The sequence below is a fragment of the Streptomyces sp. NPDC090106 genome (assembly GCF_044747265.1).
GTDB lineage: Bacteria > Actinomycetota > Actinomycetes > Streptomycetales > Streptomycetaceae > Streptomyces.
Genome location: NZ_JBIVDS010000007.1, coordinates 499,444 through 518,877, shown reverse-complemented (window position 1 = coordinate 518,877; position 19,434 = coordinate 499,444). Strand labels below are relative to the sequence as shown.

Genomic DNA, 19,434 nt, shown 5'->3' with positions numbered 1-19,434 from the left:
GGGGCTGCCGGAGGACCGGCTGGGGGCGGTCAGACGAGGTCGAAGTACTCGCGCTGCTCCCAGTCCGAGACATGGGCCAGATAGCGGGCGAACTCCGCGCGTTTGATCGTGGTGAGCCAGGAGACGACGTCCCGTCCCAGGGCCTCGGCGAAGACCGGGTCCGCGTCGAGGGCGTCCAGCGCGCGTCCGAGCGAGGTGGGCAGGACGGGCGCCTCGGCGTCGTAGGGGTCGGTGACCGCGGGACCCGGGTCGAGCCGGCGGGCCATCCCGTCCATTCCGCTGACGACCTGCGAGGCGATGTAGAGGTAGGGGTTGGCGGCCGGTTCGCCGGAGCGGTTCTCCAGCCGGGTGGCACCGCCGCCCTGGGCGCCGACGACCCGCACCATGGCGCCCTTGTTGTCCTTGCCCCACACGACCCGGTCGGGCGCCAGGGACATCGGGAGGTACCGCTTGTAGCCGTTGACGGTGGGGGTGGTGAACACGGCGGCGGCGGGAGCGTGTTCGAGGAGCCCGGCGAGGTAGTGCAGGCCCGTCGGCGACAGCGTCTGCCCGGGCTCCGGATCGAAGACGGCCTCGCCGGTGACACGTGACCGCAGCGACTGGTGCAGGTGCCAGCCCGTCGAGGCGCTCTCCGCTCCGGCGGGGCGGGCCATGAACGTGGCGTGGTAGCCGTTCCTTCGGCAGATCTGCCGTACGGCGGCCCGCGCGAGCAGGGCGTCGTCCGCGGCCTGGAGCGCGTCGCGGGCGTCGAGGGTCAGCTCCAGCTGGCTGGGGCCGAACTCCAGCTCCAGGGAGCGCAAGGGCAGATCGAGGCCGGTGAGCCCGTCGTACAGGAGGCCGACGAGGTCGTCGACGCGGTCGAGGCCCTCCTCGTGCAGGAGTTGGGCGCCGCCGGTGAGGGGGTCGACCTCCGGCGCGGGGCCGGGGGCGCCCGGCCGTCCGGGCGCGGGCGGGACGGGGGCGCCGCCCGCCGGGCGGTAGACGTGGAACTCCAGCTCCACGCCGACCGTGAGGTCGTAGCCGTGGTCGGCGAGCGCGTTCAGCCGGTCGCGCAGGAGGCCGCGCGGGCAGAACGCGGCGCGGGTGCCGTCCGGGTGGTGGACGTCGCACAGGATCCAGCCGGTGCGCCGGGCCCAGGGCAGGACCCGGAACGTCGTCGGGTCGGGCACCAGGACGATGTCACCGGCCCCGGCGAAGCGTCCGGAGACCAGCGGGTCGCCCTCGGTGAAGACGGGGAAGACGGTCCGGCCCGAGGTGTCCTTGAGCAGGAGCGAGGACGGCGCGGTGATCCCGGAGCGCAGCGCGCCGGCGACCGCCTCCCGGGTCAGGGTCTTGCCCCGGAGCACGCCGTGCTGGTCGGCGAAGGAGAACCGGACCATGTCCAGGCCGAGTTCGTCCATCACCCGGCGCATCTGGCCGGCGGCGGCGTGGTGGCGTTCGTCCCACAGTCCGTGCCGCTCGACGAATCCGCCGGACTGGGCGGAGAGCAGCGGGCGGGCGCCGGGGCCCTGGCCGCCCTCGGCGCGCGGGCGGGCGTCAGCGCTGCGCATGCGGTACCTCCCGTCCGGCCCACGGGGACCGTGCGCGCCGCTCGGACTCCCGTGCGCGCCAGGCGGTCTCCCAGTCGTCGGCGGGTGTGATGGTGTCGATGGCGAGGGGGCCGGTGAGTTCCCCGGCCGCCTGTTCGTCGAGGGGCAGTCCGGGGACGGGGGCGCCGTTCTCGAACGCGGTGACGGCCTTCAGCAGCAGCCTGCGGTTGGCGGTGACGGCGCGGTCGGAGACGCCGAGCCGTTCGACGGTGCGGTCCTGGATCGGGCCCATGCTCTCCACCGCCCACTGGTCGTGGACGTTGATGTCCAGTCCCATGCCGGTGTAGGTCAGTTCACGCTGTTCGCGGGGGTCGAAGCCCCAGTCGTTGGCACGGTTGCGCAGCGGCCGGTAGTCGGGCAGCGACACCTCGGCGAGGCGCTGGGCGAGCAGGGTGTCCTGGTCGGTGACCTCCTCGAAGTCGTAGAGGATCATGAACCAGTAGTGGTTCTCGTCGTCGATGGGGACGTGCCACTGGCAGAACGCCTTGCCGTTGCCGAAGGGCACCACGAAGGCGTTGGGGAAGACCAGGTTGGTGATCCGCACATGGCGGACGTCCTCGGTCAGGTCGCGCAGCGCGAACACCCGCAGGCCGTGCTCGGCGCTCTCCACCTCGATGTCGGGGCGGAAGCTGGCGCCGACCAGTTCGGAGAGCTTCTTCCCGGTGCCCTCCACCTCCTCGCTGAACTGCTGCCCGTACGTCTCGCGCGGGTCCTCCCCGACGAAGCGGTGCAGGAAGGAGACATGGCTGGGGTCGATGCCGCCCTCCACGCCCTGGAGCCAGTTGCACTCCCACCAGCCCTTGAAGGCGAAGGTGTACTCGGCGGGTGCGCGGAAGCAGTCGTACGCCGGGAAGGGCGGCGGGTCGCCGGTGCCGAGGTAGGCGAAGACGATGCCGTTGCGCTCGGCGCAGGGGTAGCTGGGGATGCGCACCTTGGCGGCGAAGTTGCTGTGCGCGGGTTCGGCGGGCTGCTCGACGCACTGGCCGTCCGGCCCGTAGAGCCATCCGTGGTACAGGCAGCGCAGGCCGCCGTTCTCCCGGCGTCCGAAGGAGAGGTCGACGCCCCGGTGCGCGCAGTACCGGCCGACCAGGGCCCAGGCGCCGTCCGCCGGCGCCTCCGGGCCGTCCTCGCGCCGGAACAGGACCAGGTCCTCGCCCATGATGCGGACGGCCTTGACCGGGCGCTCCCCGGACATCTCCGAGACGAGTGCGACGGGTTGCCAGTAGGCGCGCATGAGCTGTCCGAGGGGCGTGCCCGGCCCGGTGCGCGTAACGCGCTCGTTGTCCTCGCGTCTGAGCATCGCTCTCCTCATGCATGCGATCGTCCTGGAATTGGATCCAATACTTGCACATCGGAATCCACTGCAACAGGGGGTGTTTCCCCTCGGGGGCCGCCACGCCCGCCCGCCGCCCTCCGCACACAGACGCAAGTTCCTTGATCCGTATACGAGTTGGGCAGGCAGCCAGGTCATGGCCAGGCGAGCATGATCGCCATGGCGCCGATCATGAGGGCGCCCCCCGACTCCCCCGCCAGCAGCACCCGTCGCGCGGGACGGGGGCCGGTCGGGCGGACCGGCCACGCCCGGGACACCAGGACGGCACCGGCGCGGGCCAGACCCCAGCAGCCGACGAGGACCAGCACGGCCCACGGCGTGACCGCGTCCTCCGCGACGGCGACGGACGCGGGATCGACGTGATGAGCCCCCTCGGCACCCACCGCGACGGCGGTCAGCACGGCCATCGCCGCCAGGTTCACCGACTCGGCGCATCTGCGGTACGAGCAGCCCATACGCCACTGCCACACACAGCCGGCACCGAGCGCCACGGCACCCGCCGACAGGACGTCACGGCCCGCCACCCCCGGGACCATGACGAGCATGACCGCCAGCGCGACCGCGTGCGGCAGCCACCACCGCACGGGTGAGGAGAGATGACCGGCGAGGCACAGCACGGCCCCGGCCAGTCCGGCGGCCCACAGCACGTCATGCACGGGGCCGGCCCGGGACGCCGCACCGGGAACAGGGTGACGAAGTGGCGCGCACGATCCTCCTGGTGTCTCCACCGCGGGCGGACGGCCCGGCGGACAGGACAAACGTGCGCGCTACATGTTTCAACGTTGAACGGCCTTGCGTTTCCCCTGGGTAACGGCTGGCCGGAGCCCTTCGGACACATTGAGCATCCGCGCGCCCGTTCCTGAGTACGCGCACTCAGGAGGCGGCGGCCGTCCGGCGGCGAGAGTGGGGGCACACCGAACAACAGGAGGAACTCCATGAACAGGCTCCGCACCGCCGGCCGCCCCACCGCCGCCTCGCGGCCCGTACGGGGGCGCGTCGCCGCCGCGCTGGCGACCGCCGCCGTGCTCGCGACGCTCACCGGATGCGGTGGCTGGGAGTACCGGGAGAACATCTGCGGCGGCGGTGAGTACCCGGTCCTGTCCGTGGGCTCGACCGGCCAGGCCTGTGTCGCGGACGGCGAGGAGCCCGAGGCGGGCTACGCGAGATACCCGAAGGGCAAGGTGCCCGAGGAGGTCGGCGACAAGTGGGACGTGTACTGGGACACCCACACGCTCGACGAGGACGGCAGGATCGTCGAGGTCCCCGCGGGCTGACCTCGACGGAGGCGAGGTGAAGGGCCGGTGGCCGCGGGCGTCGAACGCCACGTCACGTCGGCGGCCGGGCTTTCACCGGGACGAGGGAGCCGAGTGGACGCCCCGTGGGCCGATCGGTCACAGTGCGGGCCCGGGACGAATCCCGGCCGGCGCCACTCGCCGTCTCCACCCACGTCCCCTCAGGAGTACTCGGTGTTCTCTGGGTTCCGCTCGTTCCTCTTGCGCGGCAATGTCGTCGACCTCGCGGTCGGCATCGTGATCGGAGCCGCGTTCACCGCGGTCGTCACGGGGTTCGTGACCGCCTTCCTCACCCCGCTGATCGGCGTGGCGACGGGGGCGGTCGGCGACTTCAGCAAGCAGACCTTCACCGTCGCGGGGACGGCCTTCCCCTACGGCGCGTTCCTCAACGCGCTGATCAGCTTCCTGCTGGTCGCCGCCGTCATCTACTTCGCGGTGGTGCTGCCGGTGGGCCGTCTCCAGGCTCGTTTCCACCCGGTGAAGGACGAGCCGGTGGCCCAGCTGGACTGCCCCGAGTGCCTCAGCACGGTTCCCGCGGCGGCCACGCGGTGCGCCTTCTGCACCTGTGAACTGGCGGGCCGTCCCGGGTTCCCGGTCCAGGCGGGCACCGCCGCCCACTGACCGCCGGCGGACCACCGCGTACGACGGCCGCCCCCGCCCTCACCGGCAGGGGCGGCCGGGGTCGGTCAGGAACCGTCCACCGTGAGCACCAGGGTGGGCGGATTCGCCGTGTTCTCACGGGAGTTGAGGATCACGGCCAGGCCGGCGCTCTCTTCGGCGAGCGCCACACAGACGGTGCCGCCGAGGGCCGGGCCCACCTGGGCCGTCACGTCGAACAGCAGGGAGCTCTTCGTCGTCGTGGCGACGGCGGACGAGAGCACGTCGCCCAGGGCGGGCCTGGTGTCCCAGGTGAGCGCGGACTCCGTCCAGCCCGGGTCGGCGACCGCGTGGGCGGCGACGGTCGTGGTGTCGCCGCCGCTGTCGGAGACGTAGCCGTACACGGAGAGCGTGGCGGCGCTGATCGCTCCGAGCACCGGTGAGGTGTCGAAGGTCAGGTACGACTGCCGGGTGTAGCCGCTGCCGCTCGCGTTCTTCACGACCAGGGTGGTGGCGCTTCCGTAGCCGGTCGCCGCGTAGGAACCGTCCCGGACATAGCCGTCCGCCACCGGGGCGAGCACGGCCGAGGTGAGGGTGAAGACCGCCTCGCGGGTGGCGCCCGCCCCACCGGAGAGGTCGACGACGAGGGTGGCGCCCGGCGTCGACCGGGTCACGGTGATCCCGTCGTCGGCGCTCACCAGGTCACCGCCCAGCGCCAGTTGGACCGTGACGGTGGAGGCGGTGCGGGACGGGTCCGAGACGCCGACGACCAACTGCCCCTGTGCCTGGCGGGTGATGACCGAGCAGGGCGCGGAGACCGTGATGCCTCCGGCCGAGCCCGCCGCGAAGAAGTTCGCCGCGATCACCCCGCTCGCGGTGTCCCGGACCGCCTGCACCGAGGCCGTGCGGGCGAGCACGGTGACGGTGGGCGCGGCGGCGCGCGCGGCCGTCCGAGCCTTGCTGAAGCCGGGCAGCAGCACGTAGGCGTACGCGTCGGACGAGGGCGCGGTGCCGTGCGACAGGCACAGGGAGAGGTACCGCCGGGTGAGCGTGTCCGTCGTGCCGGACACGGTGTTGATGTCGCTCCAGGCGCCGGTGCGGGCCGTGCGGGCGGCCTGGACGGTCGCGCCGTCCGGGAAGAGATAGCCGCCGACGTCCTCCAAGTGGGCCCAGGAGTCGACCTGGAGGGTGCTCGCCCAGCCGGTCGTGGCGGGCTGGGCGGTGCCGTCCACGGTGAGGACGTTGGCGCCGTCGGCGTGCAGGTTGCGGTTCTCGACCGTGGTGACCACCTCCGCGCCGCTTCCCCCGCCGATCCCGGCGCCGAGGCAGACGACGGAGTCGTCCAGGAAGAACCACGACTTCCTCGCGGTGAGCGTGGACCCGTACTGCCGGAAGTCCATGCCCAGGCAGCCGTAGGTGCCCGACAGGCTCGCTCCGCCGACCCAGGTGGCGGCGGAGCGGGTGCCGGTGCCCGCCGCGTCGGCCAGCGCGAGGGTGTCGACGGTGGTGCCGGGCAGCCGGTACGGGTCGGCGGTGGGCCAGTAGCCGTCGGTGAAGTGGCCCGGGTCGGAGGCGAGATAGAGGTAGCCCATGCCGTCGCCGGTGTGCCAGCCGTGCAGGTTCTCGCCGTTGATCGACTCGTAGCGGGCGATGCGGGCCGAGGACAGGGAGAGGGCGAAGGCCCAGCCGTCCCCGCGGTGCACGGCCCGGTCCATGGCCGGGAACTGGAGGTGCCCGCCGGCCTCCTCGGCCGGGGTGACCGACGCGTCGTCGAGTACGGGCCGCGCCAGGGCGATCCCGGCGACGGTCGCGGTGCCCGCGAACGGCGCGTAGTCCTCGCCGCGCGTGATCCAGCCCTTGGCCAGGCTCCTGAAGTGGGCGGCCTGCGTGGCGGTCCCGGCGGACTCGGCGGCGCGCAGCACGGACTGGATGACGAGGTTGCCGTCGTAGAAGTCCGTCTCGGCGACCCGGCTGACCGCTCTGCCGCGCACGGCGTCCATGCACAGCCCGTTCCACATCCAGGGCCGGAAGGCGGTGTCGACGGAGGTGTGCACGTGGGCGGCCGACGCGTCGGTGATCTCCCACGTGGAACCGTCGAGGAGCTGGAAGAGCGCGGCGAGACCCCGCAGCAGGACCATGCCGTATGTGCCGGTGTACGGGATGCAGGTGTGCTGGACGAACGACCCGTCGGCGTACAGGCCGTCGCCGGAGGTGACGTACGGGAAGACGTCCGAGAGCGCGGCGACGGCGGTGGCGACGCGCTCGTCGTCACCGCCGAGGATGCCGCGCACGGCGACGACCTGGCACAGGTCGACGCGGTTGGCGCCGGTGGAGGTGGAGCGGGAGGTGCCGTACTTGTTGAGGGTCGGGTCCGGTACGAAGTGGTCGACCGCGGCGAGGAGTTCCGCGAGCTGCGCCGACGACAGCAGCGGACGCACCAGGACGGCCGCGTTGGTCAGCGCGACGGGCGAACCGATCTCCCACTCCCACCAGTTGCCGGACTCGGCGGTGTCGGCGTTGTACACCTGCGTGCGGACGAAGTCGAGGCCGGAGACGACCGCCGCGCCCAACTGCGCGTTGCCGTACAGGGTGCGCCCGCTGCCGTCCGTCGCAGTCGTGCCGGCAGTGGCGTACGCCGTTGCCATGGAGGCCAGTTGCTTGCAGCTGGCCGTCATGTTCGCGGGGGTGCCGAGGGTCAGTCCCGGCCAGAGGGAGCCTGCCGTGGCGTCGGCGGCGAGGGAGTTCCACAGGTCGGTGGCGGTGGTGGAGAGGCCGGTCAGGGCGGTGGCGTAGGTGTCGTCGGCGGGGTCGATCGAGCCGCCGGTGAGGATGTCGGTCCACAGGGCGCGCAGGACGGCGTGGGCGTCCTCGGCCCGGGCGGGGGCCGCGCCGGGGCCGAGCTGGAGGGCGCCGGTGAGGCCGCCGAGGGCGAGGGCGGCCGCGGTGAGGAAGCCGCGGCGGCCGATGGCCGGGGCGGTGGAGGGGGCGGTGGTCGGGGGTGTGGGGTCGTGCACGGTGTTCCTCCGCTGGGGACGAGGTGTCGGGGGACAGGGCGAGGGACGTGCGGCATCGCGGTGCGTCGGGTGGGACCGTGCGGGTCGGGTACGGGGGCGGCCCGGGTGGGCTCGTCGGGGGTGTCCGGTGGGTCAGGCCGAGCGGGCGCGCCGCTCGGCGGTGGGGGCGTGCTCCCGGGGTCGGCGGTCCTCGGCGAGGTCGAGCGCGAGGAGCGCGGCGCCGCGGCAGCCCGCCTGGTCGCCGAGTCGCGCGGTCAGCAGCTCGGGCGGCCGGTGGAAGGCGAGGCGGGCCGCGAGCGCGGAGCGCAGCGGATCCATCAGGGCCGCCCCGGCGCGGGCCAGTCCCCCGCCGATCACGACCGTGCCCGGATCGCACAGCACGGTGTACGCGGCGAGACCGTCGGCGAGCGACGCGACGGCGCCGTCCCAGACGCGCCGCGCCACGGGTTCACCGGCGGACGCCCTCGCGCAGACCTCCTCGGCGGTGACTGGGGCGGCGGGTGCGGCGGCGGATGCGGGAGAGCGGCTCTCGGCGCCGGCCGCCGTCCCGGTGTCCGCCGCGCCGGTCGCCCGCGCGTACCGGCGTGCCACCCCGGACGCCGATGCCAGCGTCTCCAGACAGCCGCGCCGACCGCAGCCGCAGCGCGGTCCGCCGCGACGGATCGTCAGATGGCCGAGTTCCCCCGCGCCTCCCCCGTCGCCGTCGCGTACGGACCCGTCTCGGACGTGCGCGGCGGCGATCCCGGTGCCGAGGGCGACGAACAGGAACTCGTCCCGGCCCCGGCCCGCCCCCAGCCGCCCCTCGGCCAGCGCGCCGGCGCGCACGTCGTGCCCCAGGGCCACGGGAAGACCGAGCCTGCGGGCCAGGACCGCGCGCAGCGGCAGGTCGCGCCAGCCGAGGTTGGCCGAGTAGCGGGCCACTCCGCGCACGGTGTCGACGAGTCCGGGTACGGCCACGCCGACGGCGAGCGGGGGCACGCCGGTGAGGGCGCGGCTCTCGGCGGCGAGGGCGGCGGCCGTGTCGGCCACCGTGTCGACGACGGCCCCCGGTCCCCGTTCCCGGCGGGTCGCCCTGCGCTCGGTGCGCAGGACGCTGCCGTCGCGCGCGACCAGCGCGGCCTTGATGCCGGTGCCGCCCAGGTCGACGGCGACGACGTGACCGGGCGGAGGGCTGCTGGCGACGTTCATGGGTTCCGGGTCCTTTCGGGCGACGGCGACGCGGCACCGGGGCCTCGCGCGACCTGGGTGAACTCGTCCCGGGCGGCGTACCGGAGTGCCTCCGTCAGCGCGGGCGCCCGCGGGAACCACCGTTTCTCCCACTCCAGGCAGAGCCACCCCCGGTAGCCGACGGCGGCGAGGGCACCGGGCAGCTCGGCGAGCGGCACCGCGCCGGTCCCGGGGAGCCGGGGGTGCGGGTCGTCGCGGGCGGCGACGTCCTTGAGCTGCACGTGGCGCAGCCAGGGCGCCAGGACGCGGGCGGACTCGGCGGGGCTCTCCCCCGCGCGCCAGGTGTGCAGCACGTCCCAGACGGCGCCCACGGCCGGGTGGTCGACGGCGGTCAGGACCCGGGCCACGTCCGCGGCGCCGGGGTGCGAGTCGTGGGTTTCCAGGAGCAGGTGTGTGCCCGCCCGGGCGGCCCGGTCCGCCGCCGCGCGCAGGCGGCGGGCCGCGCGCTCGTCCGCTTCGGGGCCCGGCCGGGACGCGCCCGGGAAGACGCGGACGCCGAGCGCTCCCAGGTCGGCGGCGAGGGTCAGCAAGGCGTCGAGCCGGGTCCGGCAGTCGGTGTCCTCGATGCCGTCGTCCGCGACCCGTACGTAGGAGGCGAGCCACAGGGCGCGTACCCCCGCGGAGGCCAAGTGGGCTTTGACAGAAGCGCGTTCGGCCGGTGACGAGTGCGGGGTGAGGAGCCCTTCGGGCGGGGCGCAGCGCAGTTCGACGCCGGTGCAGCCGTGGGTCCGGGCGAGGCGGGCCACTTCGTGGACGTCCGCGTCGGGGCAGCCGAGGGTGCTGAACGCCCGTTCCCAGTGCGGCGTCCTGGGCGGGTCAGGCAACGGACGCCTCCGCCCGGTCCGGGACGGCGACCCGCTCGCCGGTGGCGCACGCGGCGTAGACGGACTCCACGGCCTCGATGACGCGTCGCCCGTGGGCGGCCGGGATCACGGGCGGCTGTTCACCGCATACGGCCGCGGCGAACGCGGTCAGTTGGTCGAGGAAGGCGGTGGGCACGTCGTCGTCGGACTCGTCGGCGAGGACGACCGGGTCGCCGTCGTCGGGGTGGAGGACGGCGCCGGTGCCGCGGGCGACGCGGATCGTGCCGCGTTCGCCGATGACGGTCAGTTCGTCGCGGGCGGGCAGCCGGGTGCTGGTGACCGTGATGTGCCCGGCGATTCCGTCGTCCAGTTCGAGGCGGGCCAGGACGTCGGTCTCCACGAGCAGGTCTCCCCGGTGGACGGCCGTCGCCGAGACGGCCGTCGCGCGCCGGCCGGTGAGCCACAGCAGCCGGTCCACGCAGTGGGTGCCGATGTTGATGAACACGCCGCCGCCGGAGACGGCCGGGTCGAAGAACCAGGCGGGCCGGCTGCCGGGGCGGTAGTCGGTGCTGCGCCAGTCGTGCACGGCCAGGACGGCCCCGACGGCGCCCGCGTCCAGGGCGGCCTTGGCGGCGGCCACGGGCGGCAGGAAGTGCTGGATGTGGCCGACGAAGAGGACGACTCCCGCGTCGGCGCAGGCCCGTTCCATGAGGGTGCAGTCCTCGGAGCGGGTGGCCATCGGCTTCTCGACCAGGACGTGCAGCCCGGCCGCCGCGGCGGCGGTGACGATGTCGGTGTGCAGGGCGTGCGGGGTGTTGACGACGACGGCGTCCACCAGCCCGGAGGCGATGAGTGCGCGGTGGTCGGTGAAGACCGCGGCGTTCAGCGGTGCGGCGACGCGGCGCGCGGTGTCGGCGACGATGTCGCAGACGGCGGTCACCCGCACGCCGGGGATGCCGGTGGCGGCGTCGGCGTGCAGCACGCCGACGGCGCCCGCGCCGATCAGGCCGAGCCTTATGGCGGTCACGTGGTGTTCTCCTTGGGAAGGACGGAAGCGGAGTTCTTCAGGGAGGCCCGTGCGGCGCCCTGAGCCGCCCCGCAGGACTGGCGGACGACGATGGCGGGGCGCAGCAGGACGCGGCTGCGCGGGAGTTCGGGATCGTCGAGGCGGCGCAGGAGGGTCTCGGCCGCGGTCTTGCCGAGGTGCCGCTTGGGAGGGGCGACCGCGGTCAGGGGGACGTCGGCGACGTCGGCGATCTCGTCGTCGTACGCGACCAGGGCGAGGTCACCGGGCACGGTGAGACCGGCGCGGCGGGCGGCGCCGAGCAGGAGCGCGGCCTGCCGGTCGCCGAAGCAGACGGCGGCCTTCGCCCCGGCCTCGCGCAGTGCGGCGAGGCAGCGGTCGGCCGCCGCCGGGCTCCATTCCTGGCGGGCGGCCCGGAACTCGACGGTGGCCAGGCCCCGTTCGTCGGTCGCCTGGTGGAAGCCCTCGGCCACGGGTCCCGAGGTGGGGCTCGGGTGGCGCAGGACGAGGCCGATCACCCGGTGGCCGAGGTCGGCGAGGTGGCGGACGGCGTCGTACGCTCCGGCCTCGTGGTGGGTGCACACGTATTCGTTGGTGTCGGCGAGGGAGGCGTGGCGCCGTTCGACGAGCACGGTCGGGACCGGCAGGGCCGCGAGCCGGGCGAGGTAGTCGCGGGCGGGCTCGGGTCCGTCGAGGGTGGGGACGACGAGCAGGCCGTCGACCCCGGCGTCCAGCATGTCCCGCAGGTCCTTGGCCTCGCGTTCCTGGTCGTAGCCGGAGCAGGCGAAGAGCAGGCGGGCGCCGGCGGCGGAGAGGGTCTCCTCGATGCCCTGGAGGACCTTCGGGTAGTAGAAGGCGGTGTCGGGGACGCTGACGCCGACCAGGGCCCGGACGGGGCCGGGGGCGCTCGGGGGGACCACGAAGGTGCCCGAGCCCTGCCGGCGGACGACGAGTCCTTCGGCGACGAGTTCGTCGACGGCGCGGCGCACGGTGCTCACCGAGGTGCCGCTGCTGTCGGCGAGTTCCTTCTCGGTGGGCAGGCGGCTGCCCGACGGCCACACCCCCTGCTGCACCTGCTGCCTCAGCTCGGCAGCCAGCCGGCGGAACTTCAGGTCACGGACTCCGGTCACGACGGTCCTCAATCTCGCTGCGGCTGTGCTCACTTGACGGAGCCGACGGTCATTCCCTCGATGATCCGGCGGCCCAGCCACACATAGCAGGCGAGGACGGGAAGGACGACGACCGCAACACCGGCGAACAGGCCTCCCCAGTCGGCGCCGTTGTACTGCATCTGCTGGAGGAAGCCGAGCAGGGCGAGCGAGAGGGTCTGGTGGTCGGTGGTCTGGATGAAGACCAGGGCGAAGACCGTCTCTCCCCAGTGCTGGATGATGTTGAGGATGAGGACGGTGACGAGTCCGCCCCGCGCCATGGGCAGCATGATCTGCCAGAAGGTGCGCAGCGGGGTGGCGCCGTCGAGTGCGGCGGCCTCCTCCAGCTCCACCGGGAGCGTGGAGAAGAACCCGGTGAGGAAGAACACGGCGAACGGCAGCGAGGTCGCCACGTACACCACGATCAGCCCGAACAGGCTGTTCACCAGACGCAGTTGGTTCATGACCACGAACAACGGCAGCATCACCACCTGGGCGGGGATGCCGAGTCCGAGGGCGAAGAACAGGGTGAGGCCGGAGTTGAACCGGGTGGTGATGCGGCTGAGGACGTAGGCGGCGGGGGCGGCGAGCAGCAGGGTGGCGAGGGCGGTCCCGGCCACGACGACGACGGTGTTGACGGCGGCCTGGCCGAACAGTCCGTCGGTCCAGGCCCGCGCGTAGTTGGCCCAGTTGGGGGCGGACGGGAGCCGCCAGGGCGAGCTGAAGATCTCGTCGCCGGTCTTCAGCGACGACAGCAGCAGCCACAGTCCGGTGAGGACGTTGAAGGCGGCGAGCAGCCAGACCAGCGGTACGCCGACGATCCGGGCGGTGGTGAGCCGGCGCAGCCGGCGGGCGAGAGGGCCGGGCGGGCGGCCGGGGCTGGCGACAGCCATCGGGGCTGACCTCCGTGACGGGGTGCGGAAGGTGTGCGGGGGGGGGCGGGTCACGTCCGGTGCGGGCACCCGGCGTCAGTACTGCACCGTGTCGCGGCGCATGAAGCGGCGGATGAGGACGACGAGGACGCCGACGAGGGCGAGCATGACCACGGCGCTCGCCGCGGCGGAGCCGTACCGGGGGACGCCGCCGGAGGCGAACGCCTCGCCGTAGGTGTAGAGGGCGGTGTTCCACACACCGGTGTCGGGCATCTGTCCGGCGGCGCCGGCGAAGGCGTAGACGAACTCGAAGACCTTCACGGCGGAGATGGTCCACAGCACGGCGCACACCCCGACGACGTCCCACATCAGCGGGAGGGTGACGTGCCGGAACTTCTGGAGCGCGTTCGCGCCGGCGAGTTCGCAGTCCTCGTACAGCTCGGGCGGGATCTGGTCGACGGCGGCCATCAGGATGGTGGTGTAGAAGCCGGTGGAGGTCCACACCAGGCCGATCAGGATGACCTTGAACAGGTTCTCCTGGCCCAGCCAGTTGACCGCGGGGAGTCCGGCGGCGCGGGCGAGGGCGTCGACGAGTCCGTCGTGCTGGAAGAGGAAGCCCCACAGGATCGCGATGACCACGCTGGGCACGATGTTGGGGAAGAAGAGGATGGACCGGGCCGCCTTACGGCCCCGCATCTCGCGCAGCACCATGGTCAGCGCGAAGGAGAACAGGAAGGTCAGTCCGCCCGCGCCGAGGATGATCCAGAGGGTGTTGGTGAAGGAGTGCCGGAACGTCGGGTCCTGGAACAGCCGTTGGTAGTTGTCCAGGCCGGTGAAGGTCATGGGGCCCGCCCCGGCCCATTCGTTGAGGCTGAGCCAGAGGGTGAACAGCGACGGGCCGGCGAAGAAGACGACGTACACGAGGACGGCCGGGAGCAGCATCGGCCAGAAGAGTCTTCTGCGGCGGGCGGCGAGCGGGCTGGGCCGGGTGGCCCCCTGCCCGGCGGCGGACCGGCGCCGGGCAGGGGTGGCGGTGTCGGCGCGGGGCAGGGTGTCGGTGGCCGTCACGAGGCCGTCTTCCAGTAGGCGGCGGAGTCGGCCGAGAGCCGGTCGGCGAAGGACTTCGCGGTGAGACCGCCGGTGAGGAACGTGGTGTTGAGCGGCAGGAACACCTTGGTGTACCACTCGGCGGCGGTCTCCTTGACCCCGTCCAGGGTCTTCACGACGGTGCCGTCGGTGAGGGCCTTCTGGGCGTCGGCGAGTTCCGCGGGGGCGTCGATGTCGGCGCGCGGGGTGATGTTCTTGGCCTCGGTGGCGATGCCCTGGAGGTGTTCCTTGGCGAGGAAGTAGGCGATGAACTTCTGTGCCGCGACGGCGTTCCTGGCCTTCTTCGGGATGGAGAAGCCGATGAGGGAGATGTCCTGGGAGGTGTCGCCGCCCGCGGTGAAGGCGGGGACGGGCATCGACCGGTAGGTGAAGCCGGAGGCGGCGAACTCCGCGGTCTCGCTGGGCGCGAAGGTGCCCAGGAGCAGGAAGTCGGACTTGCCCTTGGCCCACTTCTGCTGGACGGCGGGCCACTTGGAGCCGTCGTAGCCCTTCGTGAAGGCGCCGCCCGAGACGAGCTTCTCGACGTGGGTCAGCGCGTCGACGAATCCGTCCGCCTTCAGCAGCGCGCCGCTCTTGTCCGTGGCGGCCTTGCCGAAGGCGCCGGGGCCGAGGCCGCGCAGGACGGCGTAGTACGTCCAGTAGGCGGCGTAGTCGGGGATGTCGCCGTCGAGGGCGAGGGGGCCGTCGCCGCGCCCCGCCCGCAGCCGGGTGAGCAGGTCGGTGAACTCGTCCCAGGTGGCGGGCGGTCGGGCGGCGACGTCGGGGAGGGCGTGGCCGTCGTACCAGAGCTGGGTGGTGATCACCTCGTACGGGATCTGCCACAGCGTGCCGTCGGTCGTGGACAGGTCGCGGTACTTGGCGGGGACGACGCCGCCGACCGTGTTGCCCTTCTCCCCCGGGACGGCCAGGTCGAGGACGGGGGTGAGGTCGAGGGCCTGGCCGGTGGCCTGGAGCTGGGCGAAGGCGAAGCGGTCGGCGGAGTCGACGAGGTCGGCGGGGACGTTGGCGGTGTTGAGGGTGGGCGCCAGCTGCTGGACGACCTGGCGGCCCTTCCACTGGACGCTGACCTCGATGCCGGTGTCCTTGGTGAACTGTGTGATCGCGGCCTGGACGACCTTGGCCTGGGGCTCGTTCTGCTTCCACATCGACCAGTAGGTGAACGAGGAGGAGCCGTCCCCGGTGGACGTGGCCGCGGCCCCGCAGCCGGTGGCGGTCAGCCCGGCCGCCGTGGCGAGCAGCGCGCCGAGCACGGCGCGACGGGAGGGGAGGCGACCGGGCTCGGTGCCGGTCGTGGACTGTCTGGCAGCGGACATACCTGCGCTCCTCGGGAGGCGATGACCTGGGCGGGGGGGGACGGCGTGGCCACATGATTGCCCTTGATTCATCGGCGTATCAACGGGCTCCAGAGGTAATGAATTGCAGATGAATCACGCCGTGATCGCGCTTTCACCGAGCAGTACGGTTCGGTCGGCGAGAGCTTCCCCCAAGTCATAGGTGATTCATTCCCTGGGAGCGATTGACTCGTCCGGTCATCGCCTCCGACCATGTGGGCACTCCGACCACCCGCCCCGTCAGGCCCGGGAGAACCATGGCAAGCCGCGATCCGGACCGTCCCAACGTGTTGCTGATCCTGTCCGACGACCAAGGCCCCTGGGCCCTGGGGTGCGCCGGCAACCACGAGATCCACACCCCCCGGCTGGACGCCCTGGCCGCGAGCGGTGTCCTGCTCAGCCGCTTCTTCTGCACCTCGCCCGTCTGCTCACCGGCCCGCGCCTCGCTGTTCACCGGCCAACTGCCCTCGCAGCACGGCGTCCACGACTGGCTCTCCTACCATCACGCCGGCCGCACGGGCGTCGACTTCCTGGCCGAGCGGACCCTGTTCACGGATCTGCTCGCCGACGCCGGCTACCGGCTCGGCCTCAGCGGCAAGTGGCATCTAGGCGCCAACGACCGCCCCCGCAAGGGCTTCGTGCACTGGTACGCGCACGAGAGCGGCGGCGGCCCCTACCGCGGCGCGCCGATGTACCGGGACGGTGTGCGCACCGAGGAGCCCGACTACCTCACCGACGCCCTCGCCGCGGACGCCGAACGCTTCCTGGCCGCCGAGGCGGAGCGCGACGAACCCTTCCACCTCTCCCTGCACTTCACCGCGCCGCACAAGCCGTGGAAGGGCCAGCACCCCAGCCGCTACACCGGCTTGTACGAGGACTGCGCCTTCGAGACCTGTCCCCAGGGCCCGCCGCACCCCTGGCAGCCGCTCGACGAGGACGGCGCCCCGGTCGGCGGCGAGTCGGACACCCGGCAGGCCCTCATCGGCTACTTCGCGGCGACGACCGCGATGGACGCCGCCGTCGGACGCGTCCTGGACCGGCTCGACACGCTCGGCCTCACCGGCTCGACCCTCGTGATCTTCACCAGCGACAACGGCTTCAACGCCGGCCACCACGGCATCTGGGGCAAGGGCAACGGCACGTTCCCGCAGAACATGTACGACAGTTCGGTGCTGGTGCCCTTCATCGCGGCCCAGCCCGGCCGCCTTCCCGGCGGACGCGTCCGGGACGAACTGCTGTCCCAGTACGACGTCCTGCCCACCCTGGTCGAGCACCTCGGCCTGGACCACCGGCCCGACCCCGCGCTGCCGGGCCGCTCCTTCGCCGGACTGCTCGCGGGCACCGACGACACCCACGGCCACGACCGTGTCGTGGTCTACGACGAGTACGGACCCGTCCGCATGATCCGCACCCGGCGGTGGAAGTACGTGCACCGCTACCCGCACGGCCCGCACGAGCTGTACGACCTCACCGCCGACCCCGGCGAGGAGCGCGACCTCTCCGGCTCCCCCGACCACGCGGAGACCCGTACCGCGCTCGCCGCCCGCCTCGACGAGTGGTTCGCCGTGTACGTCGATCCGGCCCTGGACGGCGCCCGCCTGCCCGTGTCCGGCGGCGGCCAGCGCACCCCGGTGTCCCCGGGAACGCTGGCCACGGCGTTCGAGGCGCCGCCGGGTGGGCCGTCCGGCACCCCGGGCCGGCCGTCCGGGACCGCGCGGCCGGTCTCAGGGCTCCTGGGTGTCGAAGGCGACGAACCGCAGCTCTGAGGTGTAGCGCCGCCCCTCGTCGTCGGTCAGCCAGGTCTGTTCCGGGGTGGGGAGCATCTCGGTGAACGTGGCCGTGCCGTGCGGGTCCTTGCGGGCCAGCCGGCGCAGGGCCTTGGCGAGGATCGTCACGTAGACCGGGCTGTCGAAGTCCACGTAGAAGGGGCGGGACTCGGTCGGGGAGACGACGAACACGAAGCGGGGCAGGCCCAGTCGGGCGCGCCAGCGCCGTGCTTCCACGAAGCGGCGGGCCTCGTCCTTGTCGTCGGCGAAGGCGGCCTCCGCGGCGGGCAGTTGCCAGGTCTCACGGGCCACGACCATGCGGTCGAGGGTGACGCGCGGGGTGTGGGGGGCGGGCGCGAGGAGCCGGAAGAGGTCCATCGACAGCGTGGTCAGGACGTGCGAGAAGACGTCGGCCACCGGGAACTCCGCACCGTCCGGGAGGCGCACGACCAGCCCGCCGCCGCGTTCCTCGACGACGGCGTCGGCGCTGCGCACGGCACGCGGCCGGGCGGGGTCCGCGGTGAAGTCGGTGAGGGCGACCTGGTAGTCCTGGGGCCGTACCAGGGTCTGCCGGACCCGGGCGGACAGACGCGCCCGATGCTCCTTGGGGATCAGGGGCAGCAGGCGCGGCCCGGGATGGTCCCGGTCGGTGAGCGCGAGCAGTTCGTCGACGTCCGGGTGCTGGTGGGTGAAGAGCGAGGCGCCCAAGGTGTTGGCGGCGAGGTGGAGTTCGCCCAGGACGAGGGTCAGCTCACCGCGGGCCGCCGCCTCGGGGCCGTCGGCGGCGGCCATGATGTCCGGGCTGAGGTAGCGGGCCGCGGTCCAGCCCCCGCCGCCCTCGAACTCGCGGCTGACGGCCGCCGCGATGTCGGCGGTGCGCGCGCTCACCCGGCGCGCGCCCTCGGGCACGTCCAGGACGCGCCGCCAGCGTGCGGTGAACTCCCGTTGCAGGTCGTCGGCGGCGGTGCGGGCCGTGCCGTGCAGGACCGGCAGGCAGGCGAACCAGAAGGAGGCGAGGTCGACGGGGCCCTCGGCGGCGAGACGGTCGTGGACCGGGCGGATCCCGGCGGCGACGGCGGCGGCCAGCCGTGAGGTGAGCCAGCCCGCGCTGTCCATCAGAACGCGCAGCGGGGACAGGGCGTCCAGGACCGCGGGGCCGAGCCGGGCGGTCGCGGAACGCCGGGTGTCGCTGTAGACGAGCGCGCGGCAGGGCGCCGTGGAGGAGGACTTCTCCCGGACGGCCGCGGTGTCGGTGAGGCGCGTGAAGTCGCGCTCCAACTCCTCCATCGCGCGCACGAGTTCGTCCTCGCCGTCGGCGGCGGCGACCTTCGCCCGCCCGGCCTCCAGGAGGTCGAGGGCGGCCAGGGCCCGTCGCCGCGGGTCCGGTGCGCCGACCCGTTGCGCCCAGGCGCGCAGGGCGTGTTCGGGGTGCGTGCCCGCGGGGATCTCCAGCCGCCAGGTGACCCATCTGCGGGACACCAGGTCGGCCAGGACCCCGGGGACGTCGGTGCCGGGCAGACCGGCGGCGATGTCGCGGGCCGGGCGCACGCCGTCGCAGCGGGTGAGGACGGCCGCCTGCGCGGCGGACACGGCGGTCGGGCGCCGGCCCGGCACCCGCACCCGGTCCCCGTCCAGCACCACGAAGGGCACACGCCTCGGGGCGATCCATCCGCGCAGCTCCGGATCGGCGTCGAGGATCTTCGCCAGCGCGTCGATGCCCCAACTGGCCCAGTAGACGGTGGAGTCGGCGATCAGCCCGGTTCCCGTGTCGACGGTCGCACCGGACACGGAGGCGTCCCAGCGGCCCCAGCCGACGGGGCCGAAGAAGCCGATGGTGTCGTTCTTCACGCAGAACCGCTGCCAGTAGTGGGCGACCAGTTCCTCGCGCTGGCGCGGCATGCTGCTGCGGGCGTCCGTGCCCGGCCGCCAGCGCAGGAACGGGGCGATGCCGGTGCCGAGCACGGGCCGGTTCTGCCAGGCCAGTGCCTGCCGGAACGCGGGGGTGCGGGCGATGTCCTGGAGGATGTGCGCGGTCTCGACGGCGGCGGCGGACAACTCCTTCCCGAAGCCGTCCCATTCGGGGCCGGACAGGTCGGTGCCGGGGCCGAACTTGTCGGCGGCCTCGGCCAGTCCGGGCGGGGCCAGGCGCAGCACGCCGTCGGCGGGGAAGCCGGGGCCGCGCAGCGCGAACTGGTTCCACAGGCGCCAGCGGCCGAGGGACGGAACGAGGTCTTCGGTCATAGCGGCACTCCTTGGCGCGCGCGGGGCGGGGACGAGGTGAGGGGTGCGGCGGGACGCGGCGGTGGGGGTGGCCGCCTGCGCCCCGGCCCT

At 73.3% G+C, this 19,434-nt stretch carries 15 protein-coding genes; 3 read left to right on the top strand and 12 right to left on the bottom strand.

Features of this window, described 5'->3' with window-relative positions; translation table 11 throughout:
* Positions 1-29 precede the first annotated feature (29 nt).
* The 3 genes from ACIPSE_RS24870 to ACIPSE_RS24860 all read right to left on the bottom strand — a co-directional run bounded on the left by ACIPSE_RS24870 (position 30) and on the right by ACIPSE_RS24860 (position 3,578).
* Complete coding sequence (locus tag ACIPSE_RS24870; protein WP_401665920.1) at positions 30-1,550, bottom strand: glutamine synthetase family protein; 1,521 nt, start codon at positions 1,548-1,550, stop codon at positions 30-32.
* Entirely contained in the window at positions 1,537-2,889 is a 1,353-nt protein-coding gene (locus ACIPSE_RS24865; protein ID WP_401665917.1) for a Rieske 2Fe-2S domain-containing protein, read from the bottom strand. Before ACIPSE_RS24865 ends, ACIPSE_RS24870 begins: the two co-directional genes overlap by 14 nt.
* Before the next feature lie 167 nt (positions 2,890-3,056).
* Positions 3,057-3,578, bottom strand: coding sequence for a hypothetical protein (locus ACIPSE_RS24860; RefSeq protein ID WP_401665915.1), 522 nt, complete (start codon positions 3,576-3,578; stop codon positions 3,057-3,059).
* Positions 3,579-3,857: 279 nt separating this feature from the next.
* On the opposite strand from ACIPSE_RS24860, the gene ACIPSE_RS24855 reads away from it, so the two are divergent.
* Together ACIPSE_RS24855 and mscL are read left to right on the top strand one after the other, a co-directional pair.
* Positions 3,858-4,196 carry an SCO0607 family lipoprotein gene (locus ACIPSE_RS24855; protein ID WP_401665912.1) on the top strand — a complete coding sequence of 113 codons (339 nt, stop codon included), beginning with the start codon at positions 3,858-3,860 and terminating at the stop codon, positions 4,194-4,196.
* A gap of 192 nt (positions 4,197-4,388) precedes the next feature.
* Positions 4,389-4,835 (top strand): large conductance mechanosensitive channel protein MscL, encoded by a 447-nt coding sequence (mscL, locus tag ACIPSE_RS24850; protein WP_401665910.1) that lies wholly within the window; start codon positions 4,389-4,391, stop codon positions 4,833-4,835.
* Between the two features lie 65 nt (positions 4,836-4,900).
* On the opposite strand, the gene ACIPSE_RS24845 is transcribed toward mscL, so the two are convergent.
* The 8 genes from ACIPSE_RS24845 to ACIPSE_RS24810 form a co-directional block, all read right to left on the bottom strand.
* Positions 4,901-7,825, bottom strand: a complete 2,925-nt coding sequence (locus tag ACIPSE_RS24845) for a polysaccharide lyase family 8 super-sandwich domain-containing protein (protein ID WP_401665907.1) — start codon at positions 7,823-7,825, stop codon at positions 4,901-4,903.
* A 132-nt stretch (positions 7,826-7,957) separates the two neighbouring features.
* Complete coding sequence (locus ACIPSE_RS24840; RefSeq protein WP_401665904.1) at positions 7,958-9,013, bottom strand: ROK family protein; 1,056 nt, start codon at positions 9,011-9,013, stop codon at positions 7,958-7,960.
* Entirely contained in the window at positions 9,010-9,876 is an 867-nt protein-coding gene (locus ACIPSE_RS24835) for a sugar phosphate isomerase/epimerase family protein (RefSeq protein ID WP_401665901.1), read from the bottom strand. Before ACIPSE_RS24835 ends, ACIPSE_RS24840 begins: the two co-directional genes overlap by 4 nt.
* Positions 9,869-10,882 (bottom strand): Gfo/Idh/MocA family protein, encoded by a 1,014-nt coding sequence (locus ACIPSE_RS24830; protein ID WP_401665899.1) that lies wholly within the window; start codon positions 10,880-10,882, stop codon positions 9,869-9,871. Before ACIPSE_RS24830 ends, ACIPSE_RS24835 begins: the two co-directional genes overlap by 8 nt.
* Positions 10,879-12,009 (bottom strand): LacI family DNA-binding transcriptional regulator, encoded by a 1,131-nt coding sequence (locus ACIPSE_RS24825; protein ID WP_401665897.1) that lies wholly within the window; start codon positions 12,007-12,009, stop codon positions 10,879-10,881. The genes ACIPSE_RS24830 and ACIPSE_RS24825 overlap by 4 nt, the downstream gene beginning before the upstream one ends.
* Positions 12,010-12,038: 29 nt before the next feature.
* Positions 12,039-12,920, bottom strand: a complete 882-nt coding sequence (locus tag ACIPSE_RS24820; RefSeq protein ID WP_401665895.1) for a carbohydrate ABC transporter permease — start codon at positions 12,918-12,920, stop codon at positions 12,039-12,041.
* A gap of 75 nt (positions 12,921-12,995) precedes the next feature.
* The gene (locus tag ACIPSE_RS24815) at positions 12,996-13,967 is read right to left on the bottom strand and encodes a carbohydrate ABC transporter permease (RefSeq protein WP_401665892.1); all 972 of its coding nucleotides are present in this window, start codon (positions 13,965-13,967) and stop codon (positions 12,996-12,998) included.
* Positions 13,964-15,319, bottom strand: a complete 1,356-nt coding sequence (locus ACIPSE_RS24810; protein ID WP_401665889.1) for an ABC transporter substrate-binding protein — start codon at positions 15,317-15,319, stop codon at positions 13,964-13,966. The genes ACIPSE_RS24815 and ACIPSE_RS24810 overlap by 4 nt, the downstream gene beginning before the upstream one ends.
* A gap of 275 nt (positions 15,320-15,594) precedes the next feature.
* On the opposite strand from ACIPSE_RS24810, the gene ACIPSE_RS24805 reads away from it, so the two are divergent.
* The gene (locus tag ACIPSE_RS24805) at positions 15,595-17,103 is read left to right on the top strand and encodes a sulfatase-like hydrolase/transferase (protein WP_401665886.1); all 1,509 of its coding nucleotides are present in this window, start codon (positions 15,595-15,597) and stop codon (positions 17,101-17,103) included.
* Here ACIPSE_RS24805 and ACIPSE_RS24800 read toward each other — a convergent pair.
* On the bottom strand, positions 17,062-19,344 hold the full coding sequence (locus ACIPSE_RS24800; protein ID WP_401665883.1) for a lantibiotic dehydratase: 2,283 nt from the start codon (positions 19,342-19,344) through the stop codon (positions 17,062-17,064). The two genes, ACIPSE_RS24805 and ACIPSE_RS24800, sit on opposite strands and share 42 nt — an antisense overlap.
* Between the last annotated feature and the right edge of the window lie 90 nt (positions 19,345-19,434).